Source organism: Paenarthrobacter sp. JL.01a, assembly GCF_025452095.1.
Lineage (GTDB): Bacteria > Actinomycetota > Actinomycetes > Actinomycetales > Micrococcaceae > Arthrobacter.
Window position 1 is genome coordinate 4,179,542 of the sequence record NZ_CP104877.1, and the last position, 24,259, is coordinate 4,203,800.

General features: G+C 64.6%; 20 protein-coding genes and 1 riboswitch. Of the genes, 10 read left to right on the forward strand and 10 right to left on the reverse strand.

The features are described 5' to 3' along the window. Nucleotides 1–189: 189 nt before the first annotated feature. The 5 genes from glyA to N5P29_RS19910 all read right to left on the reverse strand — a co-directional run bounded on the left by glyA (nt 190) and on the right by N5P29_RS19910 (nt 7,714). Entirely contained in the window at nt 190–1,509 is a 1,320-nt protein-coding gene (gene glyA, locus N5P29_RS19890; RefSeq protein ID WP_315973365.1) for a serine hydroxymethyltransferase, read from the reverse strand. Next, nucleotides 1,506–1,889 carry a glycine cleavage system protein GcvH gene (gcvH, locus tag N5P29_RS19895; protein ID WP_262276494.1) on the reverse strand — a complete coding sequence of 128 codons (384 nt, stop codon included), beginning with the start codon at nt 1,887–1,889 and terminating at the stop codon, nt 1,506–1,508. The genes glyA and gcvH overlap by 4 nt, the downstream gene beginning before the upstream one ends. A 20-nt stretch (nt 1,890–1,909) precedes the next feature. Next, a complete protein-coding gene (gcvT, locus tag N5P29_RS19900; protein WP_262276495.1) occupies nt 1,910–3,031 on the reverse strand; it encodes a glycine cleavage system aminomethyltransferase GcvT in 1,122 nt (373 codons plus the stop codon). A gap of 11 nt (nt 3,032–3,042) precedes the next feature. Continuing rightward, nucleotides 3,043–5,886, reverse strand: coding sequence for an aminomethyl-transferring glycine dehydrogenase (gene gcvP, locus N5P29_RS19905; protein ID WP_262276496.1), 2,844 nt, complete (start codon nt 5,884–5,886; stop codon nt 3,043–3,045). Nucleotides 5,887–6,035: 149 nt separating this feature from the next. After that, a riboswitch (glycine riboswitch) is annotated at nt 6,036–6,135 on the reverse strand. Nucleotides 6,136–6,220: 85 nt separating this feature from the next. Next, nucleotides 6,221–7,714: a PucR family transcriptional regulator gene (locus N5P29_RS19910; protein ID WP_262276497.1), complete on the reverse strand. Its 1,494-nt coding sequence runs from the start codon at nt 7,712–7,714 to the stop codon at nt 6,221–6,223. Nucleotides 7,715–7,863: 149 nt separating this feature from the next. On the opposite strand from N5P29_RS19910, the gene N5P29_RS19915 reads away from it, so the two are divergent. The 10 genes from N5P29_RS19915 to N5P29_RS19960 all read left to right on the forward strand — a co-directional run bounded on the left by N5P29_RS19915 (nt 7,864) and on the right by N5P29_RS19960 (nt 20,274). Further along, the gene (locus N5P29_RS19915; protein ID WP_262276498.1) at nt 7,864–9,246 is read left to right on the forward strand and encodes an MFS transporter; all 1,383 of its coding nucleotides are present in this window, start codon (nt 7,864–7,866) and stop codon (nt 9,244–9,246) included. Next, nucleotides 9,243–10,238 (forward strand): agmatinase, encoded by a 996-nt coding sequence (gene speB / locus N5P29_RS19920; RefSeq protein WP_262276499.1) that lies wholly within the window; start codon nt 9,243–9,245, stop codon nt 10,236–10,238. The genes N5P29_RS19915 and speB overlap by 4 nt, the downstream gene beginning before the upstream one ends. Before the next feature lie 344 nt (nt 10,239–10,582). Next, entirely contained in the window at nt 10,583–13,288 is a 2,706-nt protein-coding gene (locus N5P29_RS19925) for an AMP-binding protein (RefSeq protein ID WP_262276500.1), read from the forward strand. A 76-nt stretch (nt 13,289–13,364) separates the two neighbouring features. Beyond that, nucleotides 13,365–13,811 carry a large conductance mechanosensitive channel protein MscL gene (gene mscL / locus N5P29_RS19930; RefSeq protein WP_262276501.1) on the forward strand — a complete coding sequence of 149 codons (447 nt, stop codon included), beginning with the start codon at nt 13,365–13,367 and terminating at the stop codon, nt 13,809–13,811. 69 nt (nt 13,812–13,880) lie between these two features. Continuing rightward, the gene (locus tag N5P29_RS19935) at nt 13,881–14,759 is read left to right on the forward strand and encodes an amino acid-binding protein (RefSeq protein WP_262276502.1); all 879 of its coding nucleotides are present in this window, start codon (nt 13,881–13,883) and stop codon (nt 14,757–14,759) included. A gap of 405 nt (nt 14,760–15,164) precedes the next feature. After that, nucleotides 15,165–16,505, forward strand: a complete 1,341-nt coding sequence (locus N5P29_RS19940; protein ID WP_262276503.1) for an MFS transporter — start codon at nt 15,165–15,167, stop codon at nt 16,503–16,505. A gap of 98 nt (nt 16,506–16,603) precedes the next feature. After that, nucleotides 16,604–17,284 (forward strand): GntR family transcriptional regulator, encoded by a 681-nt coding sequence (locus N5P29_RS19945; RefSeq protein WP_262276504.1) that lies wholly within the window; start codon nt 16,604–16,606, stop codon nt 17,282–17,284. Then, the gene (locus tag N5P29_RS19950) at nt 17,281–18,090 is read left to right on the forward strand and encodes an aspartate/glutamate racemase family protein (RefSeq protein ID WP_262276505.1); all 810 of its coding nucleotides are present in this window, start codon (nt 17,281–17,283) and stop codon (nt 18,088–18,090) included. Before N5P29_RS19945 ends, N5P29_RS19950 begins: the two co-directional genes overlap by 4 nt. A 21-nt stretch (nt 18,091–18,111) precedes the next feature. Then, a complete protein-coding gene (locus tag N5P29_RS19955; RefSeq protein ID WP_262276506.1) occupies nt 18,112–19,539 on the forward strand; it encodes an amidohydrolase family protein in 1,428 nt (475 codons plus the stop codon). A 9-nt stretch (nt 19,540–19,548) separates the two neighbouring features. After that, nucleotides 19,549–20,274, forward strand: a complete 726-nt coding sequence (locus N5P29_RS19960; RefSeq protein WP_262276507.1) for a maleate cis-trans isomerase family protein — start codon at nt 19,549–19,551, stop codon at nt 20,272–20,274. A gap of 40 nt (nt 20,275–20,314) precedes the next feature. Here the strand turns inward: N5P29_RS19960 and N5P29_RS19965 are convergent, their stop codons facing one another. The 5 genes from N5P29_RS19965 to N5P29_RS19985 form a co-directional block, all read right to left on the reverse strand. Beyond that, nucleotides 20,315–20,662, reverse strand: coding sequence for a hypothetical protein (locus N5P29_RS19965; RefSeq protein WP_262276508.1), 348 nt, complete (start codon nt 20,660–20,662; stop codon nt 20,315–20,317). A 119-nt stretch (nt 20,663–20,781) separates the two neighbouring features. Further along, complete coding sequence (locus N5P29_RS19970; protein ID WP_262276509.1) at nt 20,782–20,973, reverse strand: hypothetical protein; 192 nt, start codon at nt 20,971–20,973, stop codon at nt 20,782–20,784. 173 nt (nt 20,974–21,146) lie between these two features. Then, a complete protein-coding gene (locus N5P29_RS19975) occupies nt 21,147–22,511 on the reverse strand; it encodes an NAD(P)(+) transhydrogenase (Re/Si-specific) subunit beta (protein ID WP_410007932.1) in 1,365 nt (454 codons plus the stop codon). 5 nt (nt 22,512–22,516) lie between these two features. After that, complete coding sequence (locus tag N5P29_RS19980; RefSeq protein ID WP_262276511.1) at nt 22,517–22,858, reverse strand: NAD(P) transhydrogenase subunit alpha part 2; 342 nt, start codon at nt 22,856–22,858, stop codon at nt 22,517–22,519. Continuing rightward, on the reverse strand, nt 22,858–24,045 hold the full coding sequence (locus N5P29_RS19985; protein WP_262276512.1) for a Re/Si-specific NAD(P)(+) transhydrogenase subunit alpha: 1,188 nt from the start codon (nt 24,043–24,045) through the stop codon (nt 22,858–22,860). Before N5P29_RS19985 ends, N5P29_RS19980 begins: the two co-directional genes overlap by 1 nt. Nucleotides 24,046–24,259 lie beyond the last annotated feature (214 nt).

Sequence of the window (24,259 nt, forward strand, 5' to 3'; positions counted from 1 at the left end):
GGAGTAAAGAACAAACAAAAAGGTGGGGGCTGGGCCAATCCCGAGCCAAGGCGGCCCAGCCCCCGGAGGTCCCAGTGCGAACCTCCAACCCGGTATTGCTGTGAGGCATTCGTTCCCAGCAAATGCCCCACCCGGGTAGATCAATATGCGCGGTTCGCCTTCCCAACCACCCGCGGGCGAACCTGGCGACTATCCCAGGGTTGCGACTCCCGGGTAGAGCGGGTGCGCTTCAGCCAGTGCCTCGACGCGGTGACGCAGTCCGCTGAGGTCCGTGCCGGCGTCGGCAATCAACGCTTCAGCGATGATGTCCGCAACCTCGCGGAAGGCCGCTTCGCCGAAACCGCGCGTCGCCAGGGCAGGCGTGCCGATGCGCAGGCCGGAAGTGACCATCGGCGGGCGGGGGTCGAACGGGACGGCGTTGCGGTTGACGGTGATGTCGATCGCTGCCAGGCGGTCTTCGGCTTGCTGGCCGTCGAGTTCGCAGTTGCGCAGGTCCACCAGGACCAGGTGCACGTCGGTGCCGCCGCTGACCACGGAGATGCCTGCCGCGGCGACGTCGGGCTGGACCAGGCGTTCGGCGAGGATGCGGGCACCTGCCAAAACCCGGCTCTGGCGCTCACGGAATTCTTCGGACGCGGCGATCTTGAATGCCACGGCCTTGCCCGCAATCACGTGCTCCAGCGGTCCACCCTGTTGCCCCGGGAAGACCGCCGAGTTGATCTTCTTGGCGATGTCGGCGTCGTTGGACAGGATGATTCCGCCACGGGGACCGGCAAGGGTCTTGTGCGTGGTGGAGGTGGTGACGTGGGCGTGCGGAACCGGCGACGGGTGCAGGCCGGCCGCGACCAGACCCGCGAAGTGTGCCATGTCCACCATCAGGTACGCGCCAACGGAGTCGGCGATCCGGCGGAACTCGGCGAAGTCCAGCTGCCGCGCGTATGCGGACCAGCCGGCCACAATCAAAGCAGGCTTGTGTTCCTGAGCCAGGCGTTCCACCTCAGCCATGTCCACCGTGTGGGTGTCCTCCCGGACGCCGTACGGAACCACGTTGTACAGCTTGCCGGAGAAGTTGATCCGCATGCCGTGGGTGAGGTGGCCGCCATGTGCCAGGTTGAGGCCCATGATGGTGTCGCCCGGCTTGATGAGCGCGTGCATCACGGAGGCGTTGGCCTGTGCGCCGGAGTGCGGCTGGACGTTGGCGTATTCGGCTCCGAAGAGCGACTTGATGCGGTCGATCGCGAGCTGCTCGATGACATCCACGTGCTCGCAGCCACCGTAGTAGCGCTTGCCCGGGTAGCCCTCGGCGTACTTGTTGGTCAGTACCGAACCCTGGGCCTGCATCACTGCCACGGCGGTGTGGTTCTCGGAGGCGATCATTTCCAGGCCACCGCGCTGGCGAGCCAGCTCGTCGTCGATCTTTGCCGCGATCTCGGGGTCGAGCTCCGAGAGCTGGGCGTCCAGCGACGGCGACACGACCTGCTCGAACTCGCTCACGGATACCGGGTTCACAGTTCGCCTCCGTTGGCTGCTGCGTATTCCTCGGCCGTCATGAGCGGGCCTTCTTCGGTGGCAGCGACTTTGAAGAGCCAGCCCGCACCGTAGGGGTCGTTGTTGATGAGCGCCGGATCTGCGACGACGGCGTCGTTGATCTCGGTCACTTCACCGGTCACTGGTGAGTAGAGGTCGGACACGGACTTGGTGGACTCCACCTCGCCGCAGGTCTCCCCCGCGGTCACCGTGGAACCAACCTCGGGAAGGTCCACGTAGACGATGTCACCCAGGGCGTCGGCGGCGACGGCGGAGATGCCGATGCCCACCGGGCCGCCACCATCGACGGCAACCCATTCATGCTCAGCCGAGTACTTCAGCTCGGCAACAACTTTACTCATGTCAATTCCTTCTCTCGTGACTACTTGGAACGCTTGTAGAACGGCAGGGCAACTACTTCGAACGGTTCGGCTTTGCCTCGGAGGTCGACGTCCACCACGGTGCCAACGGCGGAATGCTCGACGTCGACATACGCCAGGGCCACCGGGTAACCGAGCGTGGGGCTCGGCTGCCCCGAGGTCACCTCACCGATCAGGGAACCGTCCTTGAGGACCGAGTAATGACCGCGGGCTGCACGACGGCCGGCTCCCTTGAGGCCCACCAGCTTCTGCCCGATCGTGGAGCCAACACCTGCGGCTTTGATCGCGGCCAGCGCGTCCTTGCCGACAAAGTCGCCCTCCTTGGACAGCGCCACCACAGGGCCCAGTCCGGCTGCGTAGGCGTTGACGTGCCGGGAGAGCTCGTTTCCGTACAGCGGCATGCCGGCTTCGAGGCGAAGCGAGTCGCGGGCGGCCAGGCCCGCCGGGATAAGCCCGTGGCCTTCGCCGGCTTCAAGGAACGCTTCCCACAGCGAGGCAGCGTCCGGGTTCGGGACGTAAATCTCGAACCCGTCTTCGCCCGTGTAGCCCGTGCGAGCCAGCAGCAGGTCCTGTCCGCTGATGGTCACCTCCACAGCGGCGTAGTACTTCAGCCCGGTGACCAGGGAGTGCTGCTCCGCCGGGACCAGGCGCAACAGAATGGCTTCAGCAAGAGGGCCTTGGACGGCGATGAGCGAGGTCTCAGCGGAGGCGTCCTCGACAACAACATCGAATCCTGACGCACGCTTCTTCAACTCCGAGGCGACAACCGCAGCATTGCCCGCATTCGGTACCACGAGGAAATTGTCCTCCGCGCGGCGGTACGTGATGAGGTCGTCGATGATGCCGCCGTCGGCGTTGCAGATCAGCGAGTACTTCGCCTTGCCGTCGGCGATCGCGGACAGCTTGCCCACCAGGGCGTAGTCCAGGAAGGCGGCTGCCTCGGGGCCGGTCACCCAGACTTCGCCCATGTGGGAGAGGTCGAACAAGCCGGCCGCCTGGCGTACCGCGTGGTGCTCAGCCAACTCGGACTCGTACTTGAGGGGCATCTGCCAGCCGCCGAAGTCCGTGAAGGACGCGCCGGCCTTTTTGTGTTGCTCGTAGAGAGCGGTGTAGTTCTCAGACATCACAGGGTCCTTTAGTTCTCGAAGTCTTCGATCGGAGGGCAGGAGCAGACCAGGTTGCGGTCGCCCGCAGCACCGTCAATCCGGCCGACCGGCGGGAAGTATTTGTCCTGTTTGAGGCTCGGCACCGGGAAGGCGGCCTGCTCTCGCGGGTAGTCGCGCTCCCAGGCGGAACTCACGACGGCGGCTGCCGTGTGGGGCGCGTTGCGAAGCGGAGAGTTCTCCACGGAGAAGTCACCGGCAGCTACCTGCTCGATCTCGGCGCGGATGGTGATCATGGCCTCGATGAAGCGGTCGATCTCGGCGAGGTCCTCGGATTCGGTGGGCTCCACCATGAGGGTGCCGGCAACCGGGAACGCCAGCGTCGGGGCGTGGAAGCCGAAGTCGATCAGGCGCTTTGCCACATCCTCGGCCGTGACCCCCGTACGCGCGGTCAGCTCACGGAGGTCCAGGATGCACTCGTGCGCCACGAGTCCACCTTCGCCCGTGTAGAGGATAGGGAAGTGCTCATCCAGGCGGGAAGCAACGTAGTTGGCGGCCAGCAATGCCGACTTGGTGGCCTCGGTCAGCCCTTCGCCGCCCATGAGCTTCACGTAGGCCCAGGAAATCGGGAGCACGCCGGCGGAACCGAAACGGGATGCGGAGATGGCCACGCCGCCCTCCGAGGAGGAAGCATTGTTCGCGTCACCCGGCATGAACGGAGCCAGGTGGGCCTTCGCAGCAACGGGGCCGACACCCGGTCCGCCGCCACCGTGCGGGATGCAGAAGGTCTTGTGCAGGTTCAGGTGCGAGACGTCGCCGCCGAACTTGCCCGGCTGGGCCAAACCAACCAGCGCGTTGAGGTTGGCACCGTCCACATACACCTGGCCACCGGCCTCGTGAACGGCGTCGCACACCTCAACGACGTCGGCGTCGTACACACCGTGCGTGGACGGGTACGTGATCATGATGGCCGAGAGCACATCGCGGTTGGCTTCGATCTTCGCGGCAAGGTCAGCGTGGTCAATGGTTCCGTCGGCAGCCGTAGCCACCACGACAACCTTCATGCCTGCCAGCACAGCCGAGGCAGCATTGGTGCCATGCGCCGAAGCCGGGATCAGGCACACGTTGCGCTGGTCATCGCCGCGGGACAGGTGGTATCCGCGGATCGCGAGCAAGCCTGCCAGCTCACCCTGGGAACCGGCGTTCGGCTGGATGGAGACCTGGTCGTAGCCCGTGATCTCGGTCAGATCGGCTTCCAGACCGGAGATCAGCTCACGCCAACCTTCAGTTTGGTGATCCGGCGCGAACGGGTGGATCGAGGCGAACTCCGGCCAGGAGATAGCCTCCATTTCAGCCGTGGCATTGAGCTTCATGGTGCAGGAGCCCAACGGGATCATGGTGCGGTCCAGCGCGAGGTCACGGTCGGACAGCTTGCGGATATAGCGCAACAGCTGCGTCTCGGAGCGGTGGGTGTTGAACACCGGGTGCTGCAGGAAATCGGAGGTTCGGACTACGTCGGAAGCCAGCTCGAACCCGGCGGCGTCCCCTACGGGACCCGCACCAAAGGCGACGGCGACAGCGGAGAGGACCTCCGGCGTCGTGGTTTCATCGACGGAGACGCCTACGGTGTCCTCATCGATGTAGCGGAGGTTGATGCCGCGCGCTTCGGCCGCGCCGATCACCTTTGAGGCCTTGCCCGGAACGCGGACGGTGAGGGTATCGAAGAAGGAGTCTGCGACGAGTTCGCGGCCTGCCTTCTGCAAGGCAGTAGCCAGCACGCGGGCGTGGCCGTGGACAGTTTCGGCAATCGCCTTCAGGCCGTCCGGGCCGTGGTACACGGCGTACATCGAGGCAACGATGGCCAGCAATGCCTGCGCCGTGCAGATGTTGGACGTGGCCTTCTCGCGGCGGATGTGCTGCTCGCGGGTCTGCAGGGCGAGGCGGTAGGCGGGAACGCCCGCGTTGTCCTTGGACACGCCCACGATGCGGCCGGGAAGCGTGCGCTCCATACCGTTCCGGACCGCCATGTAAGCGGCATGCGGGCCACCGAAGAACAGCGGAACACCGAAGCGCTGCGCAGTTCCGACGGCGATGTCGGCACCTTGTTCGCCCGGGGGCGTGATGAGGGAGAGCGCCAGCAGATCGGCCGCGACGGTGACAAGTGCACCGCGTTCCTTTGCCTCAGCGATCACGGGAGCGTGGTTGAAGACCCGGCCCGAAACGCCCGGCTGCTGCAGGACGACGCCGTTAATGTCGCCGTCGGGCAATCCGGCCGAAAGGTCCGCAACGAGGACCTCGAAACCGAGCGCCTCGGCGCGGCCCTTCACGATCGCGATGGTCTGCGGGAGGAGGTCGGCGTCCAGGACGGTCTTGCCGTCCTTCACAGCTTTGTTGGCCCGGCGCATCAGCAACACGGCTTCGGCCACGGCGGTGGCTTCATCCAGCAGGGAAGCGTTGGCGATCGGGAGCCCGGTGAGGTCCTGGACCATGGTCTGGAAGTTCAGGAGCGCCTCAAGGCGGCCCTGGGAAATCTCCGGCTGGTACGGCGTGTAGGCGGTGTACCAGGCCGGGGATTCAAGGATGTTGCGGCGGATGACCGGCGGGGTGATGGTGTCGTAGTAGCCCTGGCCGATCATCTGCACGGCGGTCTTGTTCTTCGCCGCGAGCTTGCGGAGCTCGGCCAGGACCTGCGTCTCGCTCAGCGCCTTTTGCAGGCTCAGGGGCGAGGACTGGCGGATGGAATCGGGGACGGCGACATCCACCAGGCCATCAACCGAGTCGTAGCCGATCGCCTTGAGCATGGTGTCAACATCGGCCTGGCGGCGGGCGCCGATATGCCGGTCCGCGAAAGCGGTTGGGGAGGATTGAACAGTCAAGAGGAACTCCAGGATTCAGGCGTCCCACAGACGCCACGTTGAATATGGGTTCCTCCCCGCTCTGTATTGGACCTGAGAGATTCCGTGGACTTGGTTGCCCACTTGCACCGTCGGTGAGCCCGGTTGCCCGGGCTGCTTTCCAGAGTTGCCTCGCCGCGGCGGTACATGGGCCTGAGAGATTCCTGGGGAGGATTTGCTCCTACGGCGCCTGACTGGATGTACCCGGCAGGACTCTCCCGCCGCAGATCAAAAGCGTTTGCGCCACGTCAGTGACACGCTTCACACCATAGCGGGTCATTTCGAAAAAGCGCAAGGCGGTTGTTTTCCACACGGCTCAACCGCGCATCGCCTCGTGGATCTGCAAGGCCAGCCAGAGCTGCGCCAAGGTGGACGTTTCACCCATGTCCAGCCCCGTCAGTTCGCCGATTTTCCGGATTCTGTAGATGATGGTTTGCCGGTGCGTGAACAGCGCGGACGCGGTTTTTTGCCACGACCGCTGCGAGTCCAAATAGGTTTTTAATGTGACCGTCAGGTCGCCGTCCTGGCGTTGCTCGTACGCAAAAACCGGCCCCAGGAGACGCTGCACCAACGCGGTTCCTTCCTCGAATCCCGTCAGTCCAAGCCAGCTGGGACCCTCGGCGTAGCGGGCCAGCCCCAGCTTGTTGGCACGCGCCGAACCCAGCGCCCACAACGATTCTTGAAGGGCCTGTTGGAGTCCCGCGACGGAGGCCGCTGAACTGACGCCGATGACGCTTTCAGACCCGGCGCAGTGGACCAGGAGATCATCCGCGACGTCCGCGGCGACCACCACATGAAGCCGGTCGTTCCGCCGCAGGGAGGCCGCCGGAACGCCATGCCGCCAGAGTTCGACGTGCACGTTGGCCAGCCTGCCGCCGTCGTCCGCCAACATCGAGGCGACCACAAACTCCTGGGGAGGCACCTCGAAAGCCGTCAACCGCCGCTCGATCTCGCCCGTTCCGAGCCGCCCATCGAGGGCCTGCAGCAGGAACTCGCCGGCGAGCCGGTGCCGCCCTTCGAGCGAGAGTACGATGCGCGCCAACTGCAGTCCCAGCACGGTTGCGGCATGCAGAAGTACGACGGCGTCAGGGTGCGGTTCGCTGCCGGGCAGCACTACGAGGAGCGCATTCGCGTGGGTGGGAATGTCCATGGTCAGCACGTGCCGGCCACGGATCCGGTGCCACTGGAAGTTCTTGCCCGCCACGGATACGCGGCCCGGTTGCGGCGACCATTCCTCCACAAGGAACTCCGGCAGGGGATGGCCCTCCGGATGCCACGGGTGCAGGCAGCGGCGGTCCACCACGAACAGCTCCGAATCCAGTTCGGTAGCGAGCCGAAGGACCAGACTTTGCCAGTGATCCTCGGACGCGCCGGCGGTGCGCAGGAGGTCGTAGACGCGGGCTGTCTGGCGGAGACGGCGGGATTCTTCGAGCAGCGACGACTCGGCCACGGACCGCGCAATGGCGATGAACGGCAGCGGGTAGGGAATGTTGATCAGGGGCAGGGCCAGCCGCTCACAAGCAGCCAGGAACTCAGCTGTCAGTGGAGGCGCGTGCATCTTCTCGCCGATCGCCAACGCACTGGCACCGGCGTCCACCAGGGCCTCAGCAAGCTCCACCTGTCCGTCCGAATCCGCTGGAATGGAGAGGCCGTTGGTCATCATGAGTTCCCCGCCGGTGACCCACTCCCACAGCCGCGGGAGGTCAGAGGTGTGGGCCCAGGTGATGCGGTTGCCGGTGCCCGCAGATCCGGCCAGGAGCGTGAGTCCGAGCTGCGGCTCAGCCACGAGTTCGGCGACGGTGATGGCCATTTCTGCGTCCTGTCTTGATCTTAGACATTTGTCTAGGTGACTTCGTCAGATGTAAACAATGGATGAGTATACCCGGTGAGCTGTATCACCAAAACTGGAACTACTTACTTCACCGCTCAAAGACGAGCATTCACGAGAGAGGGTTGGCAATGAGCGCAACCAGCAACCTCATTGATGACGCCCCACTAACCCGGTTCCACAAGAAATTGACGTTCTTCGCGTCCGGCGGTCCGTTCATCGACGGCTACGCGCTGTCCATCATTGGCATCGCACTCATCACCATGGCCCCCGGACTGGAGATGACCCCCGCTGAAATTGGCCTGGTGGGTGCGGCAAGCCTGGTGGGCATCTTTTTCGGCGGTGCCATCTTTGGTTGGCTGACCGACAGGATCGGCCGCCACAAGATGTACATCGCGGACCTCATTGCGCTTGCGGTGTTTTCCGTCCTGAACGGCTTTGCCACCGACATGTGGCAAGTGGTCTTGTGCAGGCTCTTCCTGGGCATGGCCATCGGCGCCGACTACCCCATCGCTACCTCGCTCCTGGCCGAGTTCCTTCCCAAAAAACATCGCGGACGCCTGCTCGGTGCCACGTTCGTGGTGTGGGCCATAGGTGCCGCGGCGGCTTACGCCGTCGGCTACTTGTTGCGCGATGCGGGACCGGAGGCCTGGCGCTTCATGGTTGCCAGCCCGGCTGTCTTCGCCATCATCACGCTGCTCTGCCGGCTCGGCACGCCTGAGTCTCCACGGTGGTTGCTATCACGAGGGCGCCGCGATGAGGCCGATGCCGTCCTCAAGAAGGTTTACGGCCCTCAGTATGGACTGGCTGATATCTCTTCCGACAGCGAGGGACCCTTGAAGCAAGGCAGCTTCCTGGATATTTTCCGAGGTCAGTTCTGGAAGCGGACCCTGTTCGTCTCCATCTTTTGGACAGCACAGGTCATTCCGTTGTTTGCCGTCTACACTTTCGCCCCGGACCTGCTGACCTCGTTTGGCATGCATGGCGACGCCAACCTCTACGGTGGCTCATTCCTGATCTCCATGCTGTTTGTTGTCGGCGGCATTCCCGGACTCTGGCTTGTGGAGAAGATCGGGCGCCGAAAGCTGCTTTTGTGGACGTTCGGGATCATTGTTGTTGCCTTAGCCATTCCGGCTTTCATCCCCAATGTGGAAGCCGCACCGCTCTTTATTGCCCTGGCCGTCTTTGCCCTGGCGTCCGGAGCATCGAGTTTCCTTGAAGTCGTCTACCCCAACGAGCTCTTCCCCACGGAAGTCCGCGCCACGGCCGTCGGCTTCGGCACCGCCATCAGCAGGGTGGGATCGGCGGCAAGCACTTACCTGATGCCATTGGCGATCGTGTCGTTTGGCGCGGCCGGATCGCTTCTCATCGGCGCGGTCATTTCGCTGATCGGGCTCATCGCCACCTTCCTCCTGGCTCCCGAAACGGCAAACAAGTCCCTTTCGGAGCTCACCACCGAACACCAGCCCAGCACGTCCAATGACAGCAAGATCAACGAAGGATCCCTCTCATGACCACGCACCAGCCCATCGGCCCCGTCGACGCAACCAAGGTTCCCCGTTACGCCGGCCTCGGCACCTTCGCCCGACTCCCCCAGATCGACCGCGTTCCGGACTACGACATCGCCGTTGTGGGTGTGCCGTTCGACGGCGGCACCTCCTTCCGGCCCGGGGCGCGTTTTGGTCCTGCCGCGGTCCGCGAGGCATCGCGGCTCCTGCGCCCGGGCTACCACCCGGAGCTCGACGTCGAGCCCGTGTACGAAGCCCAGGTTGTTGACGCAGGCGACATCGCTTGCACCCCTTACGACATCACCCGCGCCGTCCGCGAAATTGAGGAACAGGCCCTGCCCCTCATCAGCGAATCGAAGCGCTTGGTATCCATCGGCGGCGACCACACCGTTGCCCTGCCGATGCTGCGGGCACTGAACAAGGTCCACGGGCCGGTCGCGCTCCTGCATTTCGACGCCCACCTGGACACCTGGGACACGTACTTCGACCAGCCGATCACGCACGGGACCATCTTCCGCCGCGCCTTTGAAGAAGGCCTTCTTGTGGAGGACAAGTCGATGCACGTTGGTATCCGCGGACCTGTCTATGACCGCAACGATTTCCTCCGGGACCACGAGTTCGGCTTCCAGATCATCCGCTGCTCGGACCTGGACGTCATCGGCGTGCCGGCCGCCATTGAGCGGGTCAAGGAACGCCTTGGCGACACGCCCGTCTACGTTTCCATCGACATCGATGTCCTCGATCCTTCCTATGCACCCGGCACTGGAACTCCGGAGATGGGCGGCCTGCATTCACGCGAGCTTCTCGCCCTGCTCCGCGGCCTGGATGGTATCAACATCGTGGGAGCGGACGTAGTAGAGGTCGCCCCTGCCTACGATCACGCCGACATCACCAGCGTGGCCGCCGCCACCGTTGTTTTCGACCTGCTGGCACTCATGGTCAACCGCGGGAAGACGGCGGCGCCGGCCAGTCTCGATCTTGAGGCCGCTGCGCTCTGACGCTTCGGCGCAGAAGCGCGAACAACCTTCCCAAAAACCGCGACGTCGGCACCCACCCGGGTGCCGACGTCGTTCGCTCGCCTCAGCGGCTAAATTCGAACCCGTGGCGAGGGTCCCGAAAAAACGGGTGGGATGTGAGCGAGGGTCCCGAAAAAACGGGTGGGATGTGAGCGAGCGTCTGCTGATACCAATCGCTCTCTCACATCCCACCGCCCATTCCCGATCCCTCGCTCACATCCCACCGCCAATTCCCGATCCCCCGCTCACATCACGCCAACGTCATGTTCCGGTCCCCCGCGCAAATCCATTTGAGTTAGGTTAGCCATACCTTCTAACTTTTCCGGGTGAGTATTCAGTCCGATGTGGCCGGAGTAGCCTTTGCCGCCCGATTGGCATCGTTTGGAGACCGGCCCGCAGTACGCCTGGCAGCCGAAACAGTGACCTACGCGCAGTTGGCGGCCCGTGTCGAGGAGATGGCCAGGTCCTTTGGCGACGGCCGGCGCCTTATCGCCCTCGAAGCGGAAAACACGTTGCCTTCCCTCACCGTGTACCTTGCAGCACTGGCATCCGGACAACCGTTGCTGGTCCTTCCTTCCGGGGGCGGGCAGGCCGCGGAAGCGCTGATCTCGGCCTATGAGCCGGACATTGTGGCACGTTCGGTGGATGGAGGCGTCTCGCTGGACGTGCGCCGGGAGCGCAGCGGCCACGAACTCCATCCTGACCTCGCCCTGTTGCTGAGCACTTCCGGTTCAACGGGTGCCCCGAAACTGGTCCGCATCTCGGCAGGGTCGATCCAGGCCAACGCGGCCGCCATCGCCCAGTACCTGCACCTCCGCCCGGAAGACAGGGCAGCAACGACGCTTCCGTTGTCCTACTGCTACGGCATGAGCGTCGTGCACAGCCATCTCCTGGTGGGGGCGTCGATAGCGCTCACCGATCTGTCCGTGGTGGATCCGTGTTTTTGGGATCTGATGCGGCGCGAATCCGTGACTTCGTTCGCCGCGGTTCCCTACACCTTCGATCTTCTGGAGCGTGTGGGCTTCGACCGCATGGACCTGCCCAGCCTGCGGTACATCACCCAGGCCGGAGGGCGTTTGGCGCCTGAACGGGTACGCAGCTACGCCCAGCTCGGACAGGAACAAGGCTGGGACCTCTTCGTCATGTACGGCCAAACCGAAGCGACGGCCCGGATGGCGTACCTCCCGCCGGACGAGGCCGAGGAGCATCCCCATGCCATCGGCGTCCCCATTCCCGGGGGATCCTTCCGGCTGGAACCTGTTCCTGGACTGGACGATTGCGAGCTGGTCTTCTCCGGGCCAAACGTCATGCTGGGCTACGCCGAACACCCGGCGGACCTCGCCCGGGGCCGGGACATCACCGAGCTGCGCACAGGCGACCTCGCCCGGATCGGACCAAGCGGGCTCTACGAAATCGTTGGCCGGCGCAGCCGCTTCGTCAAGATCGTGGGGCTTCGGATCGACCTGGGCCAGGTCGAGCAGATCCTTCAGGATCTCGGCGTGACAGCGGCCGTGGCCGGGACCGACGTCGGACTCGTCGCCGCCGTCGAAGGTAACCACGAGCTCCCGCTCCTGACCAAAGCGCTCGCGCACGATCTCGGCGTCCCAAGGTCGGCCCTGACGCTGTGCCGCGTAGAAACGATCCCCCGCCTGGCCAACGGAAAAACGGACTACCAGGCCATTCTCGCCCTCGCCCCGGCGGATGCCTACGCGCCTCCGGGAGCGACCACCCCGATTGCGGAGAAGTACGACGGCGGCCCCGGACCTTCCGCCGCAGAGTCGCCGGACGATGCGCGCAGGATCTTCATCGACGTCCTGGAACGGGACGACGTGGCGGATACGGACACTTTCGTTTCCCTGGGCGGAGACTCACTGTCCTACGTCGCCGCCTCGGTCAGGCTGGAGCGTGCACTCGGCTACCTTCCCCACGGATGGCACCTGATGCCCGTCTGCGAACTGACGCCCGCCGTCGAACGCGAACGCAGTGGTGCCGCCGGAACGAACGGCGTGCACCCAAAGAAAAAGCCCAATGCCGGGTCCGGCGTCAAGGAACCCCAGGCTTCAACCGGCACCGGACGAAAACGGCGTCCCAAAAAGCTCACGGCCCGCCTGGAAACAGGAATCGTCCTTCGCGCCGTCGCCATCATCTTCATCGTCTCCTCCCACGTTGGATTGTTCCGGTGGGAAGGGACCGCGCATGTCCTGATCGCCGTGGCCGGCTACAACTTTGCCCGTTTCCAGTTGGCGGGTTCGTGCCGGGAGCGGCTGACGCGCCATCTCAAAGCCGTCGCGCGCATCGCGTTGCCCAGCATCGTGGTGATCAGCGTGGCCTTCGCGGTGACGGACGATTACGGCTGGCACAACATTTTCCTGCTCAACACGTTGGTGGGTCCGCAGGGTTGGACCGACATGTCACGGTTCTGGTTCATCGAAATCCTTGTTCACATCCTCCTGGGCATGGCTGCCCTCCTGGCCATTCCGGCGTTGGACAGGGCCCAGCGACGGTGGCCCTGGCTGCTCCCCCTGGCACTCGGGGGCGCGGACCTGCTGCAACGCTTCGACATCGTTGAGCTGCCGTATCCCGGCCAAGGTCCGGTGCTGTGGCTCTTCGCGCTCGGCTGGGTGGCCGCGTTGTCCAGGACATGGTGGCAACGTGCGGCCACCACAGTGGCAGCCTTCCTGACCATCCCCGGGTTCTTCACCAGCGAGCCACGCAGCGCGACAGTCCTGGTTGGCTTCCTCGTGCTTCTATGGGTAGCCACGCTGCCTGTGCCACGGGGTTTGCATCGGCTGACGGCACTGCTGGCCAGTTCCTCCCTGTACATCTACGTGACGCACTGGCTCGTCTATCCGCTGATCGTCGAGGGCAAGCCCGGGTCGGCACCGGACGCCGCCCTCGGCCTGGCCGTTGCGGCATCGCTTGCAGCGGGCATCGGCTATTGGGCGCTGGTCACCAAAGTCATGGGCGCCGCCGAAAGGTGGCTGGGCCGCCGTCGTCAGCTGCCCAGGCGATCACAGCGGCAACCGACGTGACAACCCGCTGATACGCGGGAATGGTAGTTTGAACTCTGCTCGAGCCATACGCCCCGTACCGACCAGAGGACACTCCATGTTTAAGGGTTTCAAGGACTTCATTCTCCGCGGCAACGTGATCGAACTGGCCATCGCGGTCGTCATCGGCAGTGCCTTCACGGCACTGGTAGCCGCTTTCACCAACAACATCATCAATCCGGTGATCGCCGCGGCCGGTGGCGTCAACGCGGACGGACTGGGCTTCCGGATCTGGCCGGACAAAGAGGCCACGTTCGTCAACATCGGCGCCGTGCTGACCGCCATGGTGACCTTCCTGATCACCGCCGCCGTTGTCTACTTCATCTTCGTGGCGCCCATGAACAAGATCAACTCCATGGTCAAGGACCGACTGGCCACCGCAGAGCCCGAGGAAGAGCCGATTCCGGCGGACACCGCCCTCTTGGCCGAGATCCGCGACCTCCTCAAGGACGCCGCAGCAGCCCGTGGCGGCAACCGCGACCTGGACGAGGACCCGATCCGCTAGGCAGCACCCGCCGCGAGACCGTGACGCAGGAGCAACGCAGACGAAACACCTGCGCGGCAGCATGGGTCCATGAAGCCCAACGCGAGCTCTCCCGTCACGGCCGACCTCCTGTGCGAGGTCTGCGGCCAGCTGCCTGAACCTCCCAAGGCCCGGCTCACCCTGGCCAACATCGCCGTCATGCTGCCCATTGAGCTGCTGGTACACGCGGCGGTGGTGGAGACCCATCTGCCCTATGTGACCAAGGTCTTGCTCCTGACCGTCACCGCGACTGTCCTGGTGATCTGGGTGGCCGAGCCGTCTGCCGCCAAAGTATTGCGGCGTTGGCTGCATGCCCCGGCGCTCAAACACCGCCGCAGGCTGCAGACAGCACCCGCTCTCTGGCGTGCCCGTACCCTGCTGCGCGACCAACCGGGTTCGCTGCAAAAGATCACCCAGTCCCTCGCCAAGCTGGACACGAACATTCTGAGCATCCACGTCCACCCCATGGATGGGGCGGGACTCCCCGGCAGCGTGATGGATGAGTTCGTCCTGTCCGCGCCGGGGCACCTCACCGAGCAGGAACTGCTTCAGGCAATGCACGACGGCGGCGGGCGCGAGTCCCACGTCTGGCCCACCACTGCGCTGGCCATGGCGGACGGGCAAACCAAAGCCCTCAGCCTCGCGGCCCGGATTGCCGGGAATCCGCAGGAACTGCCATTGGCCGTCGCCGAACTCCTGTCCGCCAAAGTGGTCCCCACAGGTACTGAACACCCGGCACCCGGGGCTGGCACCGCCGTCGGACGTTCCGCAGACATCCTGAAGATTCCTACCGCCTGGCATGGCCCGCTCTTGTTCTCCCGGCCCGGCGAGCCGTTCACCCCGGCGGAGTCGGCAAGGGCCCACAGATTGGCCGAACTGGCTGAGATTTTGGCATACAACCCGGCGGTCGGAAGGTCCGCCACGGGCTAGCGGTATCCCAAGCCGCGACTCACTCCTTCCGGAATCTCGTGCAAAACCCGGCCTTCCCTTCGCGGGATGGTCGGGTTTTCCCATGCCAAGGCCCTGTCGAGAGGTCTCAAGTGCTCAGCAACAGGTTCTTAAGCCCGCCTCGGTCACATTCTGCTGAGACGATCTGTATACCAAACCCCTTGACAGTGCCGCCCGTCACATCTACCTTTGATTTTGGGATCCCAAAACGGGATCCCAAAAGATCCAGCACCGGCTGCGGCCCGGCTCAATCAACGGGCAGGGACCGCAACAGTTGCCGCCGGCACGGGTCAGGCTGCAGCGGTATCCCGCCCGGCTCATCCCCCCAAAAGCCCCAAAAAGCCCCAAAGACATTCCCACCCGTTGACTCCTACTGAAGGAGAAGCTGTGTCTCTCGAAAACACCCAAGTGGCAACCCAGGACAACGAACAAAAGCCCGGCAAGGACGGCGTGCAGCGACGCACGAACGTCCGCTGGAAGCTCTTCATCCTGTTGTTGGTCCTGGTCGCCGTCAATTACATCGACCGCGGTTCCATCTCCGTAGCCCTGCCCATCATCCAAAAAGAATTCAACCTGGCTCCCGAACTCGTCGGCCTGCTCCTTTCTGCCTTCTTTTGGACCTACGCCCTCATGCAGATCCCTGTCGGCTGGCTGATCGACAAGTTCGGCCCCCGCAAGGTGGTCACGGCGTCCTGCATCGGCTGGGGCGCGGCCACGGCCGCCTCCGGTTTCGCCGGAGGCTTCCTGAGCATGTTCATCGCCCGCCTGGGCATCGGCGTCACTGAAGCTGGCGTCATGCCCGCCGGCGGCAAGCTCAACGCCATCTGGATGCACAAGAAGGAGCGGGGCCGCGGCGCCACGATCCTTGACGCAGGCGCTCCCCTCGGCGCAGGCCTTGGCGGCATCCTCATCACCTGGTTGATCGCTTCCACCGGAAGCTGGCGGATGTCGTTCATCATCGCCGGCGCAGCCACCATCCTCATGGGCCTGGCCGTCTGGTGGTACATCCGCGACAATCCCCGCCAGCACAAGGGCGTCAACGACGCCGAAGCGGAGTACATCGAAGCTTCCCACGCCGAGGAAGACGCAGAAGCCGCCCGCGAAGGCGCCCAGGGCAAGCGCGCACTCCTGCCCTACCTGAAATTCCGCTCCTTCTGGGCCATGTGCTTTGGCTGGCTCGGCTTCAACGGAGTGTTCTACGGCCTGCTGACGTGGGGCCCGCTCTACCTTGCACAGGCAAAGGGTTTCGACCTGAAGACCATCGGCTGGTCCACGTTCGTGATCTTCGGCGCCGGGTTCGTCGGGGAAATCCTCGGTGGAACCATTGCGGACAAGTGGCGTGCCGCCGGCGCTTCGGCCAACAAGGTCATGCGTACCCTGCTGGGCATTTCCAGCGTCGTAGTAGTGGGCGGACTGGTTGGCGTTACCGTCGTCGCAGACCCGATCACCGCCGTCGTGCTTCTTTCGGTAGTCCTGTTCTTCCTCCGCTGGGTCGGCCTGTTCTGGTCCATCCCGTCCATCCTGGGCGGCCGCACCAACGCCGGCGTCCTCGGTGGGGCAATGAACTTCAGCGGCAACATTGCCGGGTTCATCACCCCGATTGTGGTAGGCCTGATTGTCGGGGCAACCGGCTCCTACACCTGGGCATTGATCTACTTTGTTGGGTCCGCGGTAGTCATGGGCGTCTCCGTCCTGGCCCTGGATTACAACAAGCGGCTCCCGGTCTGACTCGCACTCACCGGGCCGGCCGAGGGTCCTGAACCACCCAACGCCGGACACCACCGGGCCGGGCGCATCGCCTTACACATCACGGAAATGGAGCTGACATGCTGACCGCAGAAGACACGAACACCACGGACCGCCCCCTTCGGGAATCCGTGCGTGACACGCTCCGTACCCGGATCTTCGAAGGCCACTATGCGCCCGGCACCCGGCTGGTGGAGCGGGACCTCGCCGCCGAGTTCAACGTTTCCCGACTGCCTATCCGCGAAGCCCTCCGGATGCTCCGGCAGGAAGGGCTCATCCGGGACCGCTCGGGACGGGGCACCGAAGTGAGCGGCCTGAGCCCCAAGGATGTGGAGGACTTGTTCGATGTCCGCCAATCCCTGGAAGTCCTGGCCTGCCGGCTCGCCGCGAAGCGCGCCATGCCGGAGGACCTCCAACACCTTTCCGGGCTGCTGGACCAGGCCGAGCACTTCCTCGCCAAGGGCTCGGTCCTGGAAGCCCACCGCGCCAACAGCGAATTCCACGATGCCATCACCGGCATCGCCAACAACGATTTTCTCCGCTCCGCGCTCGAACCCCTCCAAGGCCGCATGCACTGGCTGTTCCGCCACGTCAGCGACCTCCCCGAACTGATCCGCGAACACCGCGAACTCTACGCAGCGATCGCCAGCGGTGACGCCGACCGCGCTGCCGCCCAGTCGGCGTCACACGTTGGCAAGTACCGCGACCAGTTTCCCGAGGACTACAGCGCCACGGAGCCCCAGCTACGGAAGAAACCATGAAACTCCTGGTCATCAACCCCAACATCAGCGACGACGTCACGGCGCTCATCGAAGCCGAAGCCCTCCGTTCCGCCAGTGCGGACACCGAGCTGATCGTCCGGACCGCCGGGCACGGCGTCGAGTACATCGAGACGCGCTTCGAGTCACTCATCGCCGCGGGTGCGGTTGCGGAGCTGATCGCCGAATACGCGCACGACGGCGGCACGGCCCTTGGTGAGCCCAGCGCCGGTCCCGCCGTGGACGGCATAGTGGTGGCAGCCTTCGGCGACCCGGGCATGCCCGCGCTGAAGGAACTCGTGGACGTGCCGATCATCGGGATCACCGAGGCCGCCCTGTGCGCAGCCGCGTTGCAGGGCCAGCGCTTCTCCATCATCGCCATCTCGGACCGCATCCAGGCCTGGTACCGCGATTGCGTGGAGCGCTTCGGCTTCGGCGGCCGCCTCGCGTCCATCCGTTCCATCAATCAGTCCCTCAATTCCATCGGCTCGGTCCAGGCAGACTTCAAGGAAACCCTCCTGGCACTGAGCCGGCAGGCCGTCGCAGAGGACGGCGCCGACGTCGTGATCCTGGCCGGTGCGCCGCTCGCGGGGCTGGCCCGTGAGCTTGAAGGCCAGATCCCCGTGCCCGTTGTGGACGGTATCTCCGCCGGTGTGCGCATGGCCGAAGCCGTGGTGTCGCTTAAGTCCGGCGTCCACCGTGGTGGTTCGTTCGCGGCTCCGCCGGTGAAGACCCGACGCGGCCTTTCCGCCAACCTCGACGCCGCACTGACGGCCGCGCAGTCGGCCCAGCTCTCCCCCACGGCCTAAGACTCTCCAGAAAGAAGGACGATGATGTCCCAACTCCCAGACCTCGTGATCGCCAACGGCACGGTGGTGAACAGCTTCGGGCGGCAGGCCGCCCATGTCGTCGTCGACGCCGGCAAAGTCACCGCGCTGATCGACGCCGCCGAGCCCGTACCCGCCGCAAGCCGGACCATTGACGCTGCCGGCATGCTGGTCATCCCCGGTGGCGTGGACGGACACTGCCATGTAGCCCAGGTAACCGGCCGTTTCCGAACGCTGGACGATTACAACATCTCCTCCACAGCTGCTTTGTGGGGCGGAACCACCACCATCATCGACTTCGGCATCCCACGCGATGCCCAGGAAACCCCGTTGGATGCAGCCCTCAACAAGAAGCGCCTCGCCGCGGAATCCCGCTGCGATGTTGCCCTGCACGGCTCGGTGATCTCGTGGGACGAGACCGTGCCGTGGCAATTGGAACAGTTGGCTGCCGAGGGTATCCGGTCAGTGAAGATGTACACCACCAACCGCGGATCGACCATGGCGGACAACGACACCATCCTGAAGGTGATGCGTGAGATGGTGCGGCTGGACGGCCTGACCTACATCCACGCCGAGCACGACGCCATTATCACCGACTGCACGGAAGAGCACGCCGCGGACGGACTGATCGGTATCGAGCATCTGCACCGCACGCGGCCCGAGCTCGCCGAGGAGATTTCCGTGAAGGAAACCTTGGCCATGGCCGAGTACACGGGAGCTCCTGTGTACTTCGTGCACCAGTCCACACCCGGCGCGGTGGATCTGGTCAGCGAGGCCCGAACGCGGGGAATGGAGGCGTATTCCGAAACGTGCCCGCACTACCTGACCCTGGACGACACGGTCTACGGCTCGACTTTCCCTGAATGGTATGCCTGCTGCCCACCCATGCGCAGCGCCGAAACTGTAGCTGCGTTGAAGGAACGCCTCTCAGCGGGCGCCATCCACACCGTTTCCTCGGACCACTCCTGCTACGACCTCTCCCAGAAGCGGGAACGCACCGACGACATCCGCTTCATGCCCCACGGCCTGCCCGGCGTCGAGACCCGCATGCCTGTCACGTTCACTGCCCTGGTCACCGAGGCCGGTGGCTCCGTGGAGGACTTCGTTGAGGTCTTCTCGGCGGGCCCCGCCCGCATCAACGCGCTCCCTTCCAAGGGCGCAATCGTGGAGGGCTTCGACGCGGACCTGGTGATCTTCGATCCCGCCGCACAGCGAACCGTCGACGGCGGTGCGCTGCACATGGGGACTGATTTCTCACCTTTCGAAGGAGAAACGCTGAACGGTTGGCCCGCCGTCGTGGTCTCCGCCGGACGCGTGGTCCTCGATACCGAGGGCTTCCACGATCCCGGCCCCGTGGGCCGTTTCGTCGCGCGGAACGGTTTCACCGAGCACCGCGATGCCCTGTCCGTGCCCATTTCCGCTTCTGTCTAAGGAGTCCTCATGCCTACCCTTGACCGACCCACCCGCATCGGCATGATTGTGCCGTCCTCCAACACCTGCCTTGAACCGCAGACGTACCGGATTCTCGGCGAGCGCCGGGACGTCACCGTCCACTCCACGCGCATTCCCGTCACCCGCATTGCCCTGGATGATTCCTCGGACAAGCAATTCGATGCCACCGTGATGCGCGACGCCGCGGAACTCCTCGCCACCGCGAATGTGGATGTCATCGCTTGGAACGGGACCTCGGGTTCCTGGCTTGGAGCTGAACACGACCACGCGATCGTCCGCGAGATCACCGAAGCCACCGGCATCCCCGCCACCACCTCGACTCTGGCCTATCTGGCCGCATTTGAGGCGTTCAGCACCGAGCGGATTGGGCTCTTCACCCCGTACACGGCGGACGTGAACGACGCCGTGATCGCTTCCTACGCCCGAGAGGGCATCAAAACCATAGACCACAGGCATCTGGATCTCAGCGACAACGAATCTTTTGCCCGGGTGACGGACCAGGAGATGCTGCCCGGCTCCCTCGAACTGGCCGCATCGCATCCGGATGCCTTGGTGTACCTCTGCACCAACCTGTACGGCGCCAACATCACGGCGGAGGTGGAGGCCCGCACCGGAGTACCCGTTCTCGATTCCGTGGCGGTCACCCTCTGGCATGCCCTGAAGCTGGCCGGGGCACCGCTGCTGGACCCGAAGTGGGGCCGGCTGCTGGCATAGGGCGTCAGGGCGGCCCTCGGGCAACTCCTTCGGGATCGTCTCAGTCCTTGTCGATCAGCTCGAGGAGCTTGCCCAGGGCGTCCCGGATGTCGTCGTAGTCGTTCTGGCCGGCGCGGCTTTCCGCAGAGATGACTCCACAGCGGTGGATCTTCGTGAAATCGCCGATCGGGAACTTGTAGTGGCCCTTTTGGTCGTCGGGGTGGTCGTCGTCGACGCCGAGGTACCACTTGCCGTAGTCAACGAAATCGTGCTTGTCCAGGAAGGCGTTCTCCTCCTTGGTGGAGGGTGCGTGCTCGCTCCAGTCATCACGTTCGTCCTTGACAGCCTTGCCGTCGCGGATGAGGTGCTTTGCGTTCTCGAATGCCTTCTTGTTGAGTTTCACGGCCATTTCTCAACCCTCGATTCGGAGTGCATTGGTAAAAGGACAGGATGCTTCTCACCTTTCACCATATGCCGATGGCCCACCACTCCGAAAGCGTCGGCGCCGCAGGAAGCAGTAGCCCAGCCCTATTTGAGGAGCCGCACCCTGATGCCCGTGCCCCGCTCCTTCAGGACCATCCGGCGGCCGATGGGCCCTTTCTGCCGAAGCCACAGGACATTGCCATCAAAGGTCACTGCATCCACGATGCCTTCGTCCACGATTTCCTTTCCCCGAAGGATCTGGACAGTTTGGCCCGCGAGCAACTTCCAGTCGGACACCCGTTTTCCGACAGCCCGGTCAAAACGCGCCCCGAACAGCGAATTGTTCCCACCCTCTTGCAACGGATCACTCCTCGCGTCTACAAAACCCTTTACAGAAGGTGTGCCGCCAACGCGGAAATTCTGACGCGATTCCCCCACTTATTTAATTTATGTCCACAACTTAATAGGCTTCACAGCGCCTTCACCGCGCCAAGCACCTTGGTCAGGGAGTCCTTGGCATCGCCGAACAACAACGTCGTTTGGGGTTCGTACAGGAGATCGTTCTCAATGCCGGCGAAGCCGGGGCGCATGGAACGCTTGAGGAACACCACTTGCCGGGCATCGGCGACCTCCAGGATGGGCATCCCGTAGATGGGCGAGCCCGAAGTGGTCTTGGCCGCGGGATTCACCACATCGTTGGCGCCCACCACCAGGGCGACGTCGGCGGTCTTGAATTCGGAGTTGATGTCGCCCATCTCCTTCAGCGACTCGTATGGCACGTTCGCCTCCGCCAGCAGCACGTTCATATGCCCCGGCATGCGTCCGGCCACGGGATGGATGGCGAAATCCACTTCAGTTCCGCGGGATTCCAACGCCAACGCAAGCTCTGCTGCCGTGTGCTGCCCCTGCGCCACGGCCAGTCCGTAGCCGGGCACGATGATCACCCGTTGTGCATAGCCAAGGAGCACTGCCACGTCCTCTGCGCTCGACGAGCGCACTGGACGCTCGCTCACTGCGGTGGATCCTGCCGTCGAACCTCCCTTGAAGGCGCCAAACAGGATGCCGGCAACGCTGCGGCCCATGGCCGCAGCCATGGCCCGGGTGAGGATGGTGCCCGAGGCGCCCACCAACGTTCCGGCGACCACCAACAGCACGTTCCCCAGCACCAGGCCCGAAGCGGCCACGGCCAAGCCGGTAAAAGCGTTGAGCAGCGAAATCACGATCGGCACGTCGGCGCCGCCCACCGGAAGGACCAGAAGGACACCAGCCACGAGTCCCAGCAGCAGCAACACCCAAGCCCAGCCTGGCGCCCCGCTGGCAATAACCACCACACCAGCAGCAACAGCCGCCAGTAACACCACAGCCATCAGCACCGGAAGCCCCGGAAAGGTGACAGGCCGCGTGGTCATGATCCCCTGCAGCTTGCCAAAAGTGACAGCCGAGCCGGCGAACGACACCGCGCCAACCAGCAACGTGAACACAATGGCCAGGCGCACCCACGGGTCCTCCGTGTGGGGCAGCTCAAGCAGGGCAACCAATGCGGCCGCACCGCCGCCGACGCCGTTGAACAAGGCAACAAGCTGCGGCATCTGGGTCATTTGCACACGTCGTGCCACCGGTGCTGCGATCCCGGAGCCCACCACGATCGCCCCGAGGATCCACGGAATGTTGTCCAGCTTCACGGACAGGAAGACTGTCAGTACAGCCACCAGCGCCCCGAACGCGCCAATCAGGTTGCCGCGGCGTGCGGTCTTCGGCGAGCTGAGCCCCTTCAGCGCGAGGATGAAACACACCGCCGCCCCGAGGTACAGGAGGGCGGTCCACGTCGGGTTCATGAGCGTCACGGTCGGCGTCCCTCTGCTGCCCGGCCTGCCTTCCCCACCGGGTTAACGTCCGACGGCGGTCGCCGCCTTCCGTGGAACATCTCCAGCATGCGGTCTGTCACCACGAAGCCACCGACGAGGTTGGCCGTCGCGAGGACCACGGCCAGGAGCGCGATAACCAGGACCCAGATGTCAGCCGCCTGTCCCGCCACGATGATCGCGCCCACCAGGATGATGCCGTGGATGGCGTTGGCCCCGGACATCAGAGGCGTGTGCAGGGTGCTGGAGACCTTGGAGACCACCTCGAATCCCACGAAAACCGCCAGCACTGTGATCGTCAGCAAGCTCAGGCCATCCATCAGTGTGCTCCTTCCGATCCATGTACTTCCCCGGCCGTCTCCCCGGCGAGCGCCGCGAGAGCTTCCGCCGTGGGCGCGTGCCGGATGACGCCGTCGTGCGTCAAGCAGGTGCCTGACACCACTTCGTCGTCGAAATCAAGGGCGACCACCCCGTCCTTCGTGATGAGCGCAAGCAGGTTGGAGACGTTCTTGGCGAAGAGACGGGAGGCATCGGCGGGCATGGCGGACGCGGGATCCTTGAGGCCGACCAGCGTGATGGTGCCCTGGCCGTCAGCGGTGGGGATGTGCTGGTCCTGCCCGGGAATGACGCCCTCCACGTTGCCGCCGGACTCCGCCGCGAGGTCCACTACCACGGACCCGGCGCGCATGCCCTGCACCATTTCGCGACTCACCAGCAGCGGCGCACGCCTGCCGGGAACTGCCGCGGTGGTGATGAGGACGTCTGCTTGGGCAACGTGCGGGGCGAGGAGGGCCCGCTGCAGCGCACCCCGATCGGCACTGAGCTCGCGGGCGTATCCTCCCGAGGCCTCGGCGGTTTCGAGGTCGAGTTTGATGAAGGTGCCACCCATTGACGCGACCTCGTCGGCCGAGGCTGGTCTGATGTCGTTGGCCGAGACGCGGGCCCCAAGGCGCTTGGCCGTGCCGATCGCCTGCAGCCCGGCCACACCTGCGCCCAAAACGAGCACGCGGGCCGGCGGGATGGTCCCCGCGGCGGTCATGTACAGGGGAAAGAACCGGGGCAGGCGCATTGCTGCTTCGAGAACACAACGGTAGCCGGCAACGAGGGCCTGCGAGGTCAGCGCATCCATCGACTGTGCCCGGGAAATGCGGGGCACCAGCTCAAGCGCGAACGACGTGATGCCACCTTGGGCGAGCGCGCGGACGGTGGGCAACTCCGACGACGGCGACCCCAGCCCCACGGTGACGGCGCCCCGGCGTAGGGCTCCCGCCGTCGTCGGATCCATGGGACGAACGTGGCAGTAGATGTCGAGCGTGCCGAGGTCCAGGGAAGGGACGACGGCGGCACCGGCGTTTTGGTAGTCGGCGTCGCTGTGGCCGGAGGCGACGCCGGCACCTGACTCGATCTCGACGTCAAGTCCCAGCCCCGTCAGTTGTTTGACGGTTTCCGGGGTGGCCGCCACCCGCCGCTCGCCGTCGAGCGCCTCGCGTGCAATGCCTGCTTTCAACGCCGCCCCTCTCCGGAACCGACCAGAACGTGGTTGCCACGAGTTTATGCACGCGGGCGGGACGGCGATAGGCGTAGGGAGGTTTGAAAATGTTCGAATTCTGGAATTCGCGCACCGAGGGCGGGAACATTGTTCGCAGGTGCCCTGAACGTATCCGGAACGTCTCGGAAGCTACCACCCCCTGGACCCCCAACGGGATACTCAACGAGGAGAC

Coding starts and splice junctions, on each gene's coding strand:
- gcvH (WP_262276494.1), bottom strand. CDS start 1,889: ATGAGTAAAGTTGTTGCCGAGCTGAAGTACTCGGCTGAGCATGAATGG.
- gcvT (WP_262276495.1), bottom strand. CDS start 3,031: ATGTCTGAGAACTACACCGCTCTCTACGAGCAACACAAAAAGGCCGGC.
- N5P29_RS19910 (WP_262276497.1), bottom strand. CDS start 7,714: ATGGCCATCACCGTCGCCGAACTCGTGGCTGAGCCGCAGCTCGGACTC.
- N5P29_RS19915 (WP_262276498.1), top strand. CDS start 7,864: ATGAGCGCAACCAGCAACCTCATTGATGACGCCCCACTAACCCGGTTC.
- speB (WP_262276499.1), top strand. CDS start 9,243: ATGACCACGCACCAGCCCATCGGCCCCGTCGACGCAACCAAGGTTCCC.
- mscL (WP_262276501.1), top strand. CDS start 13,365: ATGTTTAAGGGTTTCAAGGACTTCATTCTCCGCGGCAACGTGATCGAA.
- N5P29_RS19935 (WP_262276502.1), top strand. CDS start 13,881: ATGAAGCCCAACGCGAGCTCTCCCGTCACGGCCGACCTCCTGTGCGAG.
- N5P29_RS19945 (WP_262276504.1), top strand. CDS start 16,604: ATGCTGACCGCAGAAGACACGAACACCACGGACCGCCCCCTTCGGGAA.
- N5P29_RS19950 (WP_262276505.1), top strand. CDS start 17,281: ATGAAACTCCTGGTCATCAACCCCAACATCAGCGACGACGTCACGGCG.
- N5P29_RS19955 (WP_262276506.1), top strand. CDS start 18,112: ATGATGTCCCAACTCCCAGACCTCGTGATCGCCAACGGCACGGTGGTG.
- N5P29_RS19960 (WP_262276507.1), top strand. CDS start 19,549: ATGCCTACCCTTGACCGACCCACCCGCATCGGCATGATTGTGCCGTCC.
- N5P29_RS19965 (WP_262276508.1), bottom strand. CDS start 20,662: ATGGCCGTGAAACTCAACAAGAAGGCATTCGAGAACGCAAAGCACCTC.
- N5P29_RS19975 (WP_410007932.1), bottom strand. CDS start 22,511: ATGAACCCGACGTGGACCGCCCTCCTGTACCTCGGGGCGGCGGTGTGT.
- N5P29_RS19980 (WP_262276511.1), bottom strand. CDS start 22,858: ATGGATGGCCTGAGCTTGCTGACGATCACAGTGCTGGCGGTTTTCGTG.